Origin of the sequence: Mycolicibacterium sp. MU0053 (assembly GCF_963378095.1) — a bacterium.
GTDB classification, from domain to species: Bacteria; Actinomycetota; Actinomycetes; order Mycobacteriales; family Mycobacteriaceae; genus Mycobacterium; species Mycobacterium burgundiense.
In genome coordinates, this window is the sequence record NZ_OY726397.1 from 3,790,461 (window position 1) to 3,804,537 (window position 14,077).

Sequence of the window (14,077 nt, forward strand, 5' to 3'; positions counted from 1 at the left end):
CCTCCTTGCTACTCGTCGGTAACTTTACTCGCCCAGGAGCTTGGCTCGCAGGGCCGCGTCCTTCTCCAGCACCATGGCCTCCAGGTCGGCCTGGAACGCCACCATGCGGGCGCGCAGCGCCGGATCCGAGGCGCCCAGGATGCGCACCGCGAGCAGGCCGGCGTTGCGGGCGCCGCCGATGGACACCGTCGCCACCGGCACCCCGCCGGGCATTTGCACGATCGACAGCAGCGAATCCAACCCGTCGAGGCGCGCCAACGGCACCGGAACCCCGATCACCGGCAGCGGCGTCGCGGCGGCGACCATGCCCGGCAGGTGCGCGGCGCCCCCGGCGCCGGCGATGATCACCTCGACGCCGCGGTCCGCGGCGGTGCGGGCGTAGTCGAGCATCCGTTCCGGCGTCCGGTGCGCGGAGATCACCCCGACCTCGAACGGCACCTCGAAATCCGCCAGCGCGTCGGCGGCCTCGGTCATGACCGGCCAGTCACTGTCGCTGCCCATGATCAGCCCAACCCGGGGGCCAGTGCTCTTCGTCATCTACGCCTGCTTCTCCTCATCGGTGCGCCCCGCGTCGTCCCCGGCGTGTGGATCCCACCCATCGGTCCATTCCGCATGCGACAACCAGTGTGCCGCCCTCTCGGCCCGCTCCCGCAGGTCCCGCAGATCCTCGCCGGGCCGGCCCACCAGATTCACGTGACCCAGCTTGCGTCCGGGTCGCTCCGCCTTGCCGTACAGGTGCACCTTCGCCTCGGGCATCCGGGCGAACAGGTGATGGATCCGTTCGTCGACGCTCATCGCCGGGATCTGCGGGGCCCCCAGCACATTGGCCATCACGGTGGTCGGTGCCAACGCCGCGGTGTCGCCGAGCGGATAGTCGAGCACCGCGCGCAGATGCTGTTCGAACTGACTGGTGACCGAGCCGTCCATGGTCCAGTGCCCGGAGTTGTGCGGGCGCATCGCGAGCTCGTTCACCAGGATCGCGCCGTCGAGCGTCTCGAACAGCTCGACCGCCAGCACCCCCACCACGCCGAGTTCGTGGGCCAGCCGCAGGCCGAGCTGCGCGGCGGCGGCCGCGGTGCCCTCGGACAGCTCCGGTGCCGGGGCGATGACCTCCACACAGATGCCGTCGCGCTGCACGGTCTGGACCACCGGCCAGGCCGCGCCCTGACCGAACGCCGAGCGCGCGACCAGCGCCGAGAGCTCGCGGCGCATGACCACCCGTTCCTCGATCAGGATCGGCACCCCGTCGGCCAGGTAGCGCTGCGCCACGTCGCGGGCCTGTGCTGGATCGTCGACCAGCACCACGCCGCGGCCGTCGTAGCCGCCGCGGATGGTCTTGATCACCGCGGTGCCGCCGGCCTCGACCGCGAACCGGTGGGCCACCGCTGCGGTCGTCACCTCGGCAAACCGCGGCACCGGCGCGCCCAGCGCCGCGAGCTTGGTCCGCATGACGAGCTTGTCCTGGGCGTGCACCAGCGCCTCGGGCGGCGGGGCCACCGTGACGCCGTCGGCGACGAGCTTCGCCAGGTGCTCGGTGGGCACGTGCTCGTGGTCGAACGTCAGCACGGTCGCATCCTTGGCGACCCGCTGCAGCGCGTCGTAGTCGGTGTGCGCGCCGATCACCACGTCCGGGCTGACCTGCGCGGCCGGATCGCCCGCGTCGGCCGCCAGGACCCGCAAGCTCTGCCCCAGGGCGATGGCGGCCTGGTGGGTCATTCGGGCCAGCTGACCACCGCCGACCATGGCCACCACGGGCGCGGCCTGCGCTGAGCGCGTACGAGACGATTCGGGCACGTTTCCATGGTGTCATGGCGGGTAGCAGGCACGATTAAGCGCCGGCACCTATGTTTCCGTACACTGGCTATTCGTGTCCTTTGCCGATGCCACGATCGCGCGTCTTCCCCGCCCGGTCCGACCGTTCGCCGAGCGGCACCATGAGCTGATCAAGTTCGCCATCGTCGGAGCGACCACGTTCGTCATCGACTCGGCGATTTTCTACACGCTCAAGCTGACGATCCTCGAACCCAAGCCGGTCACGGCCAAGATCATCGCCGGCATCGTCGCGGTGATCGCGTCATACATCCTGAACCGGGAATGGAGCTTCCGCGACCGCGGTGGCCGCGAACGCCACCACGAGGCGCTGCTGTTCTTCGGCGTGAGCGGCGTCGGGGTGATGTTGAGCATGGCGCCGCTGGCGGTCTCGAGTTACGTGCTGATGCTGCGCGTCCCGATGGTGTCGCTGACCACCGAGAACATCGCCGACTTCATCTCCGCCTACATCATCGGCAACCTGCTGCAGATGATGTTCCGGTTCTGGGCCTTCCGCCGGTTCGTGTTCCCCCAGGAATTCGCGCGCAACCCCGACAAGGCCATGGAATCCACCTTGACCGCCGGCGGCATCGCCGAGGTTCTCGAGGACGACTACGAGTTGCGGCACCCGCTGGGCCAGCCCGATCCGGACAATGTGGTGACACCGCTGCGCCGGTCGCGTCGGCGCGCGGCGCGTCAGCTCGGGGATTCGTCGGATCCCACGGTGTCGAAAACCTCGTGATAGAGCAGCGCGTGCACCTTCTCCACGCGCGGAATGTCGTAGAACTCCAGGGGATCCTGACTCGCTGACTCGATGATCAGGGTGCCGGTGCGCAGCATCCGGTCGACGATCCCGTGCCGGAATTCCACGCTGTTGATGCGCGCCAGTGGGATGTCGATGCCGGTGCGGGTCAGCAATCCGTGCCGGAACATCACCCGCCGGTCGGTGATCACGAAATGGGTGGACAGCCACGTCAAGAACGGCCACAGCGACAGCCAGCCGACCAGCACGAGCCACACCGCCAGGATCACCAGCGACACCACCGTGGTGGCGTTCGCGTCCCACTCGAGCGAGTTGACGTAGGCCGCGCCGAAGGAACCCAGCGCAGTCGCCAGCAACAGGATCAGGACGGGACCGACCAACCGCTTCCAGTGCGGATGCCGGTGCAGCACCACTTGCTCGTCTCTGGCCAGGACATTGTCGGGGTAGCCCACCGCCGAGAGTTTACGGTGGTGCCGCCGCGCCCGGCGGGTCCGACCGGGCCTTCTTAAGGGACTCGTAAGGGCCGAGCGTCAGACCCCGACGGCCCGCCGATAGCATCTAGGCCATGACGAGCGTTACCGAGCCTGAGAACGAGACTGCCGACATCCATACCACCGCCGGCAAGCTGGCCGAGCTGCGCAAGCGCGCCGAGGAGGCCATCTACCCGGTGGGCGAGGCCGCCGTGGAGAAGGTGCATGCCAAGGGCAAGCTGACCGCGCGCGAGCGGGTGCTGGCGCTGCTGGACGAGGGTTCGTTCGTCGAACTCGACGCGTTGGCCAAGCACCGCAGCAAGAACTTCGGCCTGGACAAGAACCGCCCGCTCGGCGACGGTGTGGTCACCGGCTACGGCACCATCGACGGCCGCGACGTGTGCGTGTTCAGCCAGGACGCCACGGTCTTCGGCGGCAGCCTCGGCGAGGTCTACGGCGAGAAGATCGTCAAGGTCCAGGAACTGGCCATCAAGACCGGCCGACCGCTGATCGGCATCAACGACGGCGCCGGCGCCCGCATCCAGGAGGGGGTGGTCTCGCTCGGCCTCTACAGCAAGATCTTCCACAACAACATCAAGGCCTCCGGCGTCATCCCGCAGATCTCGCTGATCATGGGTGCCGCGGCCGGCGGGCATGTGTACTCCCCCGCGCTGACCGACTTCGTCATCATGGTCGACCAGACCAGCCAGATGTTCATCACCGGTCCCGACGTCATCAAGACCGTCACCGGCGAGGACGTCACCATGGAGGCCCTCGGCGGGGCCCAGACCCACATGTCCAAGTCCGGGACGGTGCACTACGTCGCCTCCGGTGAGCAGGACGCGCTGGAGTACGTGCGCGATCTGCTGAGCTATCTGCCGCCCAACAACTACGCCGAGCCGCCGCGCTATCCCGCGCCGGCGCATCCGGGCGCCATCGAGGACAACCTCACCGACACCGACCTCGAGCTCGACACGCTGATTCCGGATTCGCCGAACCAGCCGTACGACATGCACGAGGTCATCACCCGGATCCTCGACGACGACGAATTCCTGGAAGTACAAGCCGGTTACGCGCAGAACATCGTGGTCGGGTTCGGTCGCATCGACGGTCGCCCGGTCGGCATCGTGGCCAACCAGCCCACCCAGTTCGCCGGTTGCCTGGACATCAACGCCTCGGAGAAGGCCGCCCGGTTCGTGCGGACCTGCGACTGCTTCAACATCCCGATCGTGATGCTCGTCGACGTGCCCGGCTTCCTGCCCGGCACCGATCAGGAGTACAACGGCATCATCCGGCGCGGCGCCAAGCTGCTCTACGCCTACGGCGAGGCGACCGTCGCCAAGATCACCGTGATCACCCGCAAGGCCTACGGCGGCGCGTACTGCGTGATGGGTTCTAAGGACATGGGCTGTGACGTCAACGTCGCGTGGCCGACGGCCCAGATCGCGGTGATGGGCGCCTCGGGCGCGGTGGGCTTCGTGTACCGCCCCGAGCTCAAGGAGGCCGCCAAGAACGGTGACGACGTCGACGCGCTGCGGCTCGAACTGCAGCAGTCCTACGAGGACACCCTGGTGAACCCGTACGTCGCCGCCGAGCGCGGTTACCTCGACGCGGTCATCCCGCCGTCGCACACGCGGGGATACATCTCCACCGCGCTGCGGCTGTTGGAGCGCAAGATCGTGCAGACCCCGCCGAAGAAGCACGGCAACATCCCGCTCTGAGAGGACTTTCGATGGACTCCGATATCACCGAGGTCAGCGACCCGCGGGACATGACGATCGACGACCCGGCACCGCCGGTGCCGGAGGTCCAGATCCTCAAGGGCAAGCCGACCGACGAGGAGATCGCCGCGCTGGCGACCGTGCTGGCCGCCGCGGGCGGGGGCGCACCGGTGCCCGGGCCGCAGGAACTCAACCCCTGGGGCCACCCGGTCGACAAGCTGCGCTATTCGGTCAGCAGCTGGCAGCGCGTCACGCTGCTGGAACGGACCCACATGCGCCGATGACCCGGGTTGTCCTGGGTTCGGCCTCCACGGGCCGACTTTCGGTGCTGCGCGGTGCGGGTATCGACCCGCTGGTCATCGTGTCGCAGGTCGATGAGGATGCGCTGATCGCCGCCCAGCCCGGTGCGGGGCCGGCGGCGGTGGTCAGCGCGCTGGCCGAGGCCAAGGCCGACGCGGTGGCCGCCGTGGTCCCGGCCGAGGTCGCCGCCGATTGCGTTGTGATCGGCGCTGACTCGATGCTGCTGCTCGACGGCGCACTGTGCGGCAAGCCCGGCACCCCCGAGGCCGCGCGGACGCAATGGCAGGCGATGGCGGGCCGCTCCGGCCAGCTGCTGACCGGGCACTGCGTCATCCGCCTGCACGCCGGCCGGCCGAACCGCATGGTCAGCGAAACCCGGAGCACGACAGTACATTTCGACTCACCGCCGGACGCGGATCTGACGGCTTACATCACCGACGGGGAACCGCTGGGCGTGGCCGGCGGCTTCACCCTGGACGGTCTCGGCGGATGGTTCGTCCAACGCATCGAGGGCGATCCGTCCAACGTCATCGGATTGAGCCTGCCGCTGACCCGCCGACTGTTCGAGCGGGTCGGGGTTGCGGTCAGCCAACTGTGGGACGCCCGACGGTAGCCTCGCACCTCCGCCGACCGCGATCGGGTACTGCCCGGTACTCTCGGATTCGTGCCCCTTCCTGCAGATCCCAGCCCCGCCCTGAAGGCCTACGCCCACCCCGAACGCCTGGTGACCGCCGACTGGCTGTCCGCCCACCTCGGTAGCAAGGGCCTCGCCATCGTCGAATCCGACGAGGACGTCCTGCTTTACGACGTCGGACACATTCCCGGCGCGGTGAAGATCGACTGGCACACCGACCTCAACGACACCCGCGTCCGCGACTACATCAGCGGCGAGCAGTTCGCCGAACTGATGGACCGCAAGGGCATCTCACGCGACGACACCGTGGTGATCTACGGCGACAAGAGCAACTGGTGGGCCGCCTACGCGCTGTGGGTGTTCACCCTCTTCGGTCACGAGGACGTCCGCCTGCTCGACGGCGGGCGCGACCTGTGGATCTCCGACGGCCGCGAGACCACGCTGGAGGTGCCGAGCCGGACCTCGACCGGGTATCCGGTCGTGGAACGCAATGACGTACCGATCCGCGCCTTCAAGGAAGACGTGCTCTCGACCCTGGGCGTCGAGACGTTGATCGACGTCCGCTCACCGCAGGAGTACACCGGCGAACGCACCCACATGCCCGACTACCCCGAGGAGGGCGCGCTGCGCGGCGGCCACATCCCCTCGGCCCTGTCGGTGCCGTGGGCCAGGGCCGCCGACGACCACGGCCGGTTCCGCAGCCGGGCCGAACTCGACGAGATCTACGGGTTTGCCCGCGAGGCCGGCAAGCCCGTCATCGCCTACTGCCGCATCGGCGAGCGCTCCAGTCACACCTGGTTCGTGCTGACCCACCTGCTGGGCATGTCGGACGTGCGCAACTACGACGGCTCCTGGACCGAATGGGGCAACACCGTGCGGGTGCCCATCACGACCGGCGAGAGCCCCGGGGAAGTGCCCTCGGCATGAGCATGCCGGCGCCGCTGGCCGAGGTGGTCTCCGATTTCACCGAAGTCGAAGGCCAGGACAAGCTGCAACTGCTGCTGGAATTCGCCGGCGAGTTGCCGCCGCTGCCCGCCGACCTCGAAGAGGCCGCGATGGAACCGGTGCCCGAATGCCAGTCGCCGCTGTTCCTGCATGTCGACGCCGCCGATCCGGCGCGCGTCCGGCTGTACTTCTCGGCCCCGGCCGAGGCCCCGACCACCCGCGGGTTCGCGTCCATCCTGGCAACGGGCCTCGACGGGCAGTCCAGGGACGACATCCTCGCCGTACCCGACGACTTCTACACCGCACTCGGTCTGGCGGCCTTGATCAGCCCGCTGCGCCTACGCGGCATGTCGGCCATGCTGACCCGGATCAAGCGCCGCCTGCGGTAACACCCTGCCCCGCGCCGGGTGTTGCTAGGGTACGCGCCATGCCCATGCCCACCGTCGGTCGTCATACCGCACGCGCACTGGCGGTCGCCGGCGCGATCCTGCTCGCCGCCTCGATCCACGTGATCGCCCCGGCCCACCACCCGGCCCGTGCCGAGGTGGTCGAGGTCGGCCCCAACCCCGGGGTCAGCAGCCGGCAGGCCGACGCGGTGGCGGGGAACTCGACACACGGCGGCATCCGCCGCGCACCCCGCGGCACCGTCCGTGGCCAGGGCGAGACCAAGCGCGATTCGGTCAAGGCCGTCCCGGGCGACAGCCGGGCCCGGCCGTTCCTGCGCGGCAGCAACAACTACCCCGGCATGGGCAGCTGGTAACGGTCGCTCGGGGCGCTCCGACCTGCGCGGGGACCGACCTTACTGCCCGGTAACCGGCACCGGCTCACCGGGCACGAGTCGCGGCGCATAAACTTCCCCCGATACATTCTTAAAGACGTTTCTTAGACATGCCCAGCAGTAGGAGGCACAGGTGCCCAGTCACGCCAGCTCGACCATCACCAAGGTCCTGGTAGCCAATCGTGGCGAAATCGCCGTCCGAGTGATCCGGGCGGCCAAGGATGCGGGACTGGAGAGCGTGGCGGTCTACGCCGAACCCGACGCCGACGCGCCCCATGTACGGCTGGCCGATGAGGCCTTCGCGCTCGGCGGCCAGACCTCGGCGGAGTCCTACCTGGACTTCGGCAAGCTCCTCGACACCGCGGCGAAGTCGGGGGCCAACGCGATCCACCCCGGCTACGGATTCCTCTCGGAGAACGCCGACTTCGCCCAGGCCGTGATCGACGCCGGGCTGATCTGGATCGGCCCCTCCCCGCAGTCCATCCGCGACCTCGGCGACAAGGTCACCGCGCGCCACATCGCCGCGCGCGCCAACGCCCCGCTGGTCCCGGGCACCTCGGAGCCGGCCAAGGACGCCGACGAGGTCGTCGCGTTCGCCAAGGAGTACGGCGTTCCGATCGCGATCAAGGCGGCCTTCGGCGGTGGCGGGCGCGGAATGAAGGTGGCCCGCACCATCGAGGAGATCCCCGAACTGTTCGAGTCGGCGACCCGTGAGGCCGTGGCGGCCTTCGGTCGCGGCGAGTGCTTCGTCGAGCGCTACCTGGACAAGCCCCGCCACGTCGAGGCGCAGGTCATCGCCGACCAGCACGGCAACGTCATCGTCGCCGGCACCCGCGACTGCTCGCTGCAGCGGCGCTTCCAGAAGCTCGTCGAGGAGGCCCCGGCACCGTTCCTCTCCGACGCGCAGCGCAAGGAGATCCACGATTCGGCCAAGCGCATCTGCAAGGAGGCCGGCTACTACGGTGCGGGCACCGTTGAGTACCTGGTGGGCCAGGACGGTCTGATCAGCTTCCTCGAGGTCAACACCCGCCTGCAGGTCGAGCACCCGGTCACCGAGGAGACCGCGGGCATCGACCTGGTGCGTCAGCAGTTCCGCATCGCCAACGGCGAAAAGCTGGACCTCACCGAGGATCCCGAGCCCCGCGGCCACTCCTTCGAGTTCCGCATCAACGGCGAGGACGCCGGTCGCGGCTTCCTGCCGGCTCCCGGCCCGGTGACCAAGTTCACCCCGCCGACCGGTCCCGGCGTCCGCCTGGACTCCGGCGTGGAGAGCGGTTCGGTCATCGGCGGACAGTTCGACTCGATGCTGGCCAAGCTGATCGTCACCGGCGCCACCCGCGAGGAGGCCCTGCAGCGCTCGCGCCGGGCGCTGGCCGAGTTCGACATCGAGGGTCTCGCCACCGTCATCCCGTTCCACCGCGCCGTGGTCTCCGATCCGGCGTTCATCGGCGACGAGAACGGCTTCACGGTGCACACCCGCTGGATCGAGACCGAGTGGGACAACACCATCGAGCCCTTCACCGGCGGCGGTGGCGTGGACGCCGAAGAAGAGCAGCCCCGGCAGAAGGTCGTCGTCGAGGTCGGCGGCCGTCGCCTCGAGGTGTCGCTGCCCAGCGACATGGCGATCGGCAACGGCGGTGCCAGCCCCAGCGGCGCCATCCGCAAGAAGCCCAAGGCCCGCAAGCGCGGTGGCCACGGCGGTGCGGCGGCCTCCGGCGATTCGGTGACCGCGCCCATGCAGGGCACCGTCGTCAAGGTGGCCGTCGAGGAGGGTCAGCAGGTTTCGGCCGGCGAACTGGTGGTGGTCCTGGAGGCCATGAAGATGGAGAACCCGGTCACCGCGCACAAGGACGGCACCGTCACGGGGCTGTCGGTCGAGTCCGGCGCCGCCGTCACCCAGGGCACCGTGCTCTGCGAGCTCAAGGACTGAATTCGCCTCAGCCGAACGGGGTATTGCCCAGCACCGCATCGGCACCTGTGACCAGGCTGGTGCGGGCCAGGGCGGCACCGAAGTACCTGGCGCCCGGATCGACGACGACCGGGGTGTCGGCGCCCTGGCGGGCCAGCACGATCCGGGCCAGTTCGGCGAACGTGATCTTGTCGGGGCCGCCGATGTCGAGCACGCCGTTGCGTGGTTCGGCGACGGCCGCCTCGGCCACGGCCGCGGCCACCTCGGTCGCGGCGATCGGTTGGATCAACGCGTCCGGCACCCGGACCTCGCCGTCCGCGGTCTGGCCGGCGACGATCGCGTCGGCGAACTCCTGGAACTGCGTGGCGCGCACGATCGTGTAGGGCAGACCCGAGCCCGCGATGATGGCCTCCTGGGCCACCTTGGCGCGCATGTAGCCGCTGTCCGGTAGGTCCTCGAGTCCGACGATGGACAACGCGACGTAGTGCCGAGCCCCGGCCGCCCGCATCGCGGCCACCAGGTTGCGCGCCGAGGTGATGAAGAACTCCAACACCGCCGCATCGGCGAACGACGGCGAATTCGTGACGTCCACCAGGACATCCGAGCCGGCCAACGCCTCGGCCAATCCGGCCCCGGTGAGCACGTCGGCGCCGCTGTCCCGCGAGGCCGCCACCACCTGCTGCTCAGCCTTGCGCAAGATGTCGACGACCTTGCTCCCGATCAGACCGCTGGCCCCCATCACGGTGACCTTCATTTCGCACCCCCCGCTCTGGTCACTCCCCTGACCGGACCGACCTTACGACGCGGCGCCCGGGCATGGGACGCTGTTGGCCATGGATCCTGTCGAGATCAATGCCGGGGCCTGGTATCTGCGGGCGCTGCGGGCCGACGCCCGCATGGACGACCGGCCGTCGCTGGCGCAGCTGGGTGAGACCGACCCCGACTACGTGTCCCGGACCGAGCGGCAGTGGGCCGACGATGCGCGTTACACGTGGGCGGCGTGCGAACCCACGACCGGCGAGCTGCTGGCCGAGATCGCGCTGTGTCCGCGCACCGGCGCGATCGACAGCCGATTCCGGACCGGCCACGCCGAGGTGGCCCAGGTGTCTGCCGAGGCGGTGGCGCGCTTCGCCGCCTCCTGCGGCATCCCCGACCCACGCTTGGGGTCCTGACCATGCCGGCACCGCAGATCGTCACCGTCACCGGCGCCGCGGGCCACATCGGGTACGCGGCGTTGTTCCGGATCGCCGCCGGGGCGATGCTGGGCCACGACACTCCCGTCATCCTGCGACTGCTCGAGCTGCCCGCCGCGGTGCGCGCGGCCGAGGGCGTGGTGATGGAACTCGACGACGGCGCATTCCCGTTACTGGCGGGCACCGAAATCCACGACGACCCCGTCCGGGCGTTCGACGGCGTCGACGTCGCGCTGTTGATCGGCGCCAAACCCCGCAGCCAGGGCATGGAGCGCGCCGACCTGTTATCCGCCAATGCGCAGATCTTCGCCACCGCGGGCAACGCGCTGAACGCCGGCGCGAGTGCGCAGGTGCGGGTGGTGGTGGTCGGCAACCCCGCCAACACCAACGCGATGGTGGCCGCCGCCCACGCCCCGGACATCCCCGCGCAGCGGTTTACCGCGCTCACCCGGCTCGACCACAACCGCGCGATCGCCGCGCTGGCCCGGCACGCCCAGGTGCCGGTCACCGAGATCTCGCGGATGTCGGTCTGGGGCAATCACTCCCCCACCCAGTACCCGGACATCTTCCACGCCATCGTCGCGGGCCGCTCCGGCGCCGATTACGCCGCCGACACCCATTGGCTCAGCGATCATTTCATCCCCACCGTGGCGCGCCGCGGGACCGCGATCATCGAAGCGCGCGGCGCCAGTTCGGCCGCCTCGGCCGCGAACGGGGCCATCGACCACGTCGACGACTGGGTGCACGGCACCGGCGACGGTGACTGGACCTCGGTGGCGTTGCCCTCCCCTGGCGTCTACGGGGTCGACGAGGGACTGGTGTGCTCGTTCCCGTGCCGTTCCGTCGACGGCCAATGGCAGATCGTCGAGGACTTGGACCTCAACGCCTTCTCGCGGTCCCGCATCGACGCCTCGGTGGCCGAGTTGCGCTCCGAACGGGACGCGGTCGCCGCCCTCGGTCTGCTGCCGTCCTAGCGGGTGTCGATGTCCACGCCCGTGGCGAGGTCCGCGCATTCGACCGCCACCACATCCGCGCGCGCGGCGAGGAAGTCCCGGGCGCCGTGATCGCCGTGCAGACAGGCGATCACCGCGGGCCAGTGGGCCCGCGCGATGACCACGGGATGGCCGGGCCGTCCGTCGAAAACAGCACGGGCCAGCCCGGATTCGCCGGCTCGCGCCGCCGCCAGTAGCCGCGCCACCACGTCGGCCCCGACATCTGGGGTGTCCACGACGTGCAGCACCGCGTATCGCCCGGCCGCGGCGGCCAACCCGGCGCGTACCGAGGCGCTCATTCCCGCCGACCAGTCCTCGGCGATCACCGCGCGGGCGGGTGGGGGTACCTCGACAATCGCGGCACCCAGCACCACCAGCACCTCGTCGCAGCCGCCATCGGTCAGCGCGGCTATCCCGTGACGCAGCCAATCACCGTCGTCGGCAAGGACTTTCGGCATCCCGTAGCGTGTTCCGGCGCCGGCGGCCAGCAGAATCCCCACCGCCGAGCCAGGCTCGGACACGGCGCCTACTCCAACTGATCGCGCAACCGGCCCAGGGCGCGGGCGAGCAGCCGCGATACATGCATCTGGGAGACGCCGACCCGTTCGGCGATCTGGGTCTGGGTCATCGATTCGAAGAACCGCAACACCACCACGACGCGCTCGCGTTCCGGCAGCGAGTCCAGCAGCGGCCGCAGCGTCTCGCGGTTCTCGATCTGATCCAGCGTGGCGTCCAGGTCGCCGAGGCTGTCGGCGATCGCGGGCGCATCGTCGTCGCCGCCGCCCCCGCCGCTGTCGATCGACAGCGTGTTGTAGGAGCTGCCGGCGACCAGACCTTCGATCACTTCCTCGCGGTCCATCTCGAGTTCGGCGGCCAGTTCGGTGGCCGTCGGTGCCCGGCCCAGTCGCTGGGACAGTTCGGCGGTGGCGGTGCCCAACCGCAGGTGCAGTTCCTTGAGCCGCCGCGGTACCTTCACCGACCAGCTGTTGTCCCGGAAGTGTCGGCGCACCTCGCCCATGATGGTCGGCACGGCGAAGGACACGAAGTCCGAACCCGTCTCGACATCGAACCGGATCACCGCGTTCACCAGACCCACCCGGGCCACCTGGACCAGGTCGTCGCGCGGCTCACCGCGACCGTCGAAGCGACGGGCAATGTGGTCGGCCAGCGGCAGACAGCGCTCCACGATGCTGTCCCGCTTGCGGCGGAACTGCGCGGAGTCCGGCGTCAGCTTGGCCAACTCCCGGAACATGTCCAGGACATCGGCGTACTCGGAGCTCGATCGCGAGGACGAGCGGCGGGCGGAGGACGTCACCTCGCGGGGCTCACTCGCCTGGTGGTCAGCGCGATGCCGAACACCGGCACTGTTCCCTCGATGTCGGCGCCGTCGCGGAACGTCCGTACCTCATCGGTCAGCGACGTCAGCACATGCCAGCTGAAGCTGCCCGAGGGCAGGATGTCGTCGGTGGCCGTCGTGGCGGTCGACACCTCGACCACGACCTCGTTGGGGCGGGGGTCGAACACCAGGACCAACGACGCGTCCGGCCCGGCCGAGCGGATCAACCTCGTACAGGCCTCGTCGACGGCGAGCCGAAGGTCCGCCACCGTGTCGAGGTCAAGGTCCTCGAAGGTGCTGACCGCGCCGATGATGGTCCGCAACACCGCGAGGCTCTCCAGTTGCGCGGCCACTCGCACCTCGACCGCACCGGGGCTTCGAGGGGAGCGGGAGTCGACGCGGGGTTCCGCGCTTTCGGCATTCGACATGTGTTGGCCTCCCGGCAATATCGACCTGAGACTACCGCAGCCCGATGGTCGGTTACGCACGCCAGCAACCTTGCACTGACGCACAGAATTGGTCATGAATTTCGCTACAAGTCATCGTGGCTGCCGAGTACCCCAACCGGACCGCGACCAAAACGGTGCGCTGCGGCCCGCACGCCAATGAGATCCTGAGGTGACCGCATCCTCAATGCCGCTGTCGCCAAGAGTGCTTCGGCTCACCGCGCTGGTGTCATTCGATGCTCAGCTGCCAAGGATCGGCCCCACCATCGGTGACACACCCATCAGGGCGACCAGCATCACCATCATCAGAAACCAGCCCGCGCCCTGCCACCCCCACCAGGTGCCCTCGACCCGCCAGACGCGGTAGGTGCGGTAGAACGCATACAGACCCGAGACCACCAGGATCGCCGGGGCCCCGAGACCGAAGATCGCGCGGACCGGGGTGCCGCAGGACCCGGTGTTGGCCGCGTCGTCGCAGCCACCGACGAGCACGGCCCCGACAATCAGGAAAGCCACCCCGATCAGGGTGGCCACGCCGGCAAATCGGATCGCCGACCGGACCTCGTCGTCCATCTGTCCCAGCCGATCGCCGCGTCCCCGCCGCTCTGACGTGCCCATGGCCTTCATATCCTCTGCATCCTCGGTTCCGTGTGGCTTCAGTGTGCCCTGCCGATGCGATCCCTATCCAAGGTGGTTGCCGTGTTCCCCCTCGGCCACGCCGGTAAACGTGCACCAGAGCGCTGCTGCGCGGCCCTTGTCACCGGCTGCGCCTAGCATCCGG

The 14,077-nt window shown here is 69.3% G+C and carries 18 protein-coding genes; 10 read left to right on the forward strand and 8 right to left on the reverse strand.

The genetic code is table 11. The features are described from left to right. Nucleotides 1–24: 24 nt before the first annotated feature. Nucleotides 25–537 (reverse strand): 5-(carboxyamino)imidazole ribonucleotide mutase, encoded by a 513-nt coding sequence (gene purE / locus RCP80_RS17920; protein ID WP_308478957.1) that lies wholly within the window; start codon nucleotides 535–537, stop codon nucleotides 25–27. Continuing rightward, nucleotides 538–1,794, reverse strand: a complete 1,257-nt coding sequence (locus tag RCP80_RS17925; RefSeq protein ID WP_308478958.1) for a 5-(carboxyamino)imidazole ribonucleotide synthase — start codon at nucleotides 1,792–1,794, stop codon at nucleotides 538–540. It abuts the gene before it with no gap. 73 nt (nucleotides 1,795–1,867) lie between these two features. Between RCP80_RS17925 and RCP80_RS17930 the strand changes: the two genes are divergently transcribed. Continuing rightward, nucleotides 1,868–2,551, forward strand: coding sequence for a GtrA family protein (locus RCP80_RS17930; RefSeq protein WP_308478959.1), 684 nt, complete (start codon nucleotides 1,868–1,870; stop codon nucleotides 2,549–2,551). Here the strand turns inward: RCP80_RS17930 and RCP80_RS17935 are convergent. Beyond that, entirely contained in the window at nucleotides 2,506–3,024 is a 519-nt protein-coding gene (locus tag RCP80_RS17935) for a PH domain-containing protein (protein ID WP_308478960.1), read from the reverse strand. The two genes, RCP80_RS17930 and RCP80_RS17935, sit on opposite strands and share 46 nt — an antisense overlap. Nucleotides 3,025–3,137: 113 nt before the next feature. Between RCP80_RS17935 and RCP80_RS17940 the strand changes: the two genes are divergently transcribed. From RCP80_RS17940 to RCP80_RS17970, 7 genes are all read left to right on the forward strand, one after another. Next, nucleotides 3,138–4,763, forward strand: a complete 1,626-nt coding sequence (locus RCP80_RS17940; protein ID WP_308478961.1) for an acyl-CoA carboxylase subunit beta — start codon at nucleotides 3,138–3,140, stop codon at nucleotides 4,761–4,763. Nucleotides 4,764–4,774: 11 nt separating this feature from the next. Continuing rightward, entirely contained in the window at nucleotides 4,775–5,047 is a 273-nt protein-coding gene (locus tag RCP80_RS17945) for an acyl-CoA carboxylase epsilon subunit (RefSeq protein WP_373693370.1), read from the forward strand. Then, a complete protein-coding gene (locus tag RCP80_RS17950; protein WP_308478962.1) occupies nucleotides 5,044–5,676 on the forward strand; it encodes a Maf family protein in 633 nt (210 codons plus the stop codon). The genes RCP80_RS17945 and RCP80_RS17950 overlap by 4 nt, the downstream gene beginning before the upstream one ends. A 51-nt stretch (nucleotides 5,677–5,727) precedes the next feature. Further along, a complete protein-coding gene (locus RCP80_RS17955) occupies nucleotides 5,728–6,624 on the forward strand; it encodes a sulfurtransferase (protein ID WP_308478963.1) in 897 nt (298 codons plus the stop codon). Beyond that, nucleotides 6,621–7,031: a SufE family protein gene (locus tag RCP80_RS17960; RefSeq protein ID WP_308478964.1), complete on the forward strand. Its 411-nt coding sequence runs from the start codon at nucleotides 6,621–6,623 to the stop codon at nucleotides 7,029–7,031. The genes RCP80_RS17955 and RCP80_RS17960 overlap by 4 nt, the downstream gene beginning before the upstream one ends. A gap of 38 nt (nucleotides 7,032–7,069) precedes the next feature. After that, a complete protein-coding gene (locus RCP80_RS17965; protein WP_308478965.1) occupies nucleotides 7,070–7,402 on the forward strand; it encodes a hypothetical protein in 333 nt (110 codons plus the stop codon). A gap of 151 nt (nucleotides 7,403–7,553) precedes the next feature. Then, complete coding sequence (locus RCP80_RS17970; RefSeq protein WP_308478966.1) at nucleotides 7,554–9,350, forward strand: acetyl-CoA carboxylase biotin carboxylase subunit; 1,797 nt, start codon at nucleotides 7,554–7,556, stop codon at nucleotides 9,348–9,350. A gap of 7 nt (nucleotides 9,351–9,357) precedes the next feature. On the opposite strand, the gene RCP80_RS17975 is transcribed toward RCP80_RS17970, so the two are convergent. Further along, nucleotides 9,358–10,083, reverse strand: a complete 726-nt coding sequence (locus RCP80_RS17975; RefSeq protein WP_308478967.1) for an SDR family oxidoreductase — start codon at nucleotides 10,081–10,083, stop codon at nucleotides 9,358–9,360. Between the two features lie 79 nt (nucleotides 10,084–10,162). Between RCP80_RS17975 and RCP80_RS17980 the strand changes: the two genes are divergently transcribed. Beyond that, nucleotides 10,163–10,501 (forward strand): hypothetical protein, encoded by a 339-nt coding sequence (locus tag RCP80_RS17980; RefSeq protein ID WP_308478968.1) that lies wholly within the window; start codon nucleotides 10,163–10,165, stop codon nucleotides 10,499–10,501. Nucleotides 10,502–10,503: 2 nt separating this feature from the next. Beyond that, the gene (locus RCP80_RS17985; RefSeq protein WP_308478969.1) at nucleotides 10,504–11,496 is read left to right on the forward strand and encodes a malate dehydrogenase; all 993 of its coding nucleotides are present in this window, start codon (nucleotides 10,504–10,506) and stop codon (nucleotides 11,494–11,496) included. Here the strand turns inward: RCP80_RS17985 and RCP80_RS17990 are convergent. The 4 genes from RCP80_RS17990 to RCP80_RS18005 form a co-directional block, all read right to left on the reverse strand. Continuing rightward, the gene (locus RCP80_RS17990; RefSeq protein ID WP_308478970.1) at nucleotides 11,493–12,035 is read right to left on the reverse strand and encodes a nucleotidyltransferase family protein; all 543 of its coding nucleotides are present in this window, start codon (nucleotides 12,033–12,035) and stop codon (nucleotides 11,493–11,495) included. The two genes, RCP80_RS17985 and RCP80_RS17990, sit on opposite strands and share 4 nt — an antisense overlap. A 5-nt stretch (nucleotides 12,036–12,040) precedes the next feature. Next, nucleotides 12,041–12,829, reverse strand: a complete 789-nt coding sequence (locus RCP80_RS17995; protein ID WP_308478971.1) for an RNA polymerase sigma factor SigF — start codon at nucleotides 12,827–12,829, stop codon at nucleotides 12,041–12,043. After that, nucleotides 12,826–13,278 carry an ATP-binding protein gene (locus RCP80_RS18000; RefSeq protein ID WP_308478972.1) on the reverse strand — a complete coding sequence of 151 codons (453 nt, stop codon included), beginning with the start codon at nucleotides 13,276–13,278 and terminating at the stop codon, nucleotides 12,826–12,828. Before RCP80_RS18000 ends, RCP80_RS17995 begins: the two co-directional genes overlap by 4 nt. A 258-nt stretch (nucleotides 13,279–13,536) precedes the next feature. After that, nucleotides 13,537–13,914 (reverse strand): hypothetical protein, encoded by a 378-nt coding sequence (locus RCP80_RS18005; RefSeq protein ID WP_308478973.1) that lies wholly within the window; start codon nucleotides 13,912–13,914, stop codon nucleotides 13,537–13,539. Between the last annotated feature and the right edge of the window lie 163 nt (nucleotides 13,915–14,077).

What these genes read in the sequence shown, in the direction of transcription:
- purE (WP_308478957.1), bottom strand. Translation starts at nt 537, where the DNA reads ATGACGAAGAGCACTGGCCCCCGGGTTGGGCTGATCATGGGCAGCGAC.
- RCP80_RS17940 (WP_308478961.1), top strand. Translation starts at nt 3,138, where the DNA reads ATGACGAGCGTTACCGAGCCTGAGAACGAGACTGCCGACATCCATACC.
- RCP80_RS17945 (WP_373693370.1), top strand. Translation starts at nt 4,775, where the DNA reads ATGGACTCCGATATCACCGAGGTCAGCGACCCGCGGGACATGACGATC.
- RCP80_RS17950 (WP_308478962.1), top strand. Translation starts at nt 5,044, where the DNA reads ATGACCCGGGTTGTCCTGGGTTCGGCCTCCACGGGCCGACTTTCGGTG.
- RCP80_RS17960 (WP_308478964.1), top strand. Translation starts at nt 6,621, where the DNA reads ATGAGCATGCCGGCGCCGCTGGCCGAGGTGGTCTCCGATTTCACCGAA.
- RCP80_RS17965 (WP_308478965.1), top strand. Translation starts at nt 7,070, where the DNA reads ATGCCCATGCCCACCGTCGGTCGTCATACCGCACGCGCACTGGCGGTC.
- RCP80_RS17975 (WP_308478967.1), bottom strand. Translation starts at nt 10,083, where the DNA reads ATGAAGGTCACCGTGATGGGGGCCAGCGGTCTGATCGGGAGCAAGGTC.
- RCP80_RS17980 (WP_308478968.1), top strand. Translation starts at nt 10,163, where the DNA reads ATGGATCCTGTCGAGATCAATGCCGGGGCCTGGTATCTGCGGGCGCTG.
- RCP80_RS17985 (WP_308478969.1), top strand. Translation starts at nt 10,504, where the DNA reads ATGCCGGCACCGCAGATCGTCACCGTCACCGGCGCCGCGGGCCACATC.
- RCP80_RS18000 (WP_308478972.1), bottom strand. Translation starts at nt 13,278, where the DNA reads ATGTCGAATGCCGAAAGCGCGGAACCCCGCGTCGACTCCCGCTCCCCT.
- RCP80_RS18005 (WP_308478973.1), bottom strand. Translation starts at nt 13,914, where the DNA reads ATGGGCACGTCAGAGCGGCGGGGACGCGGCGATCGGCTGGGACAGATG.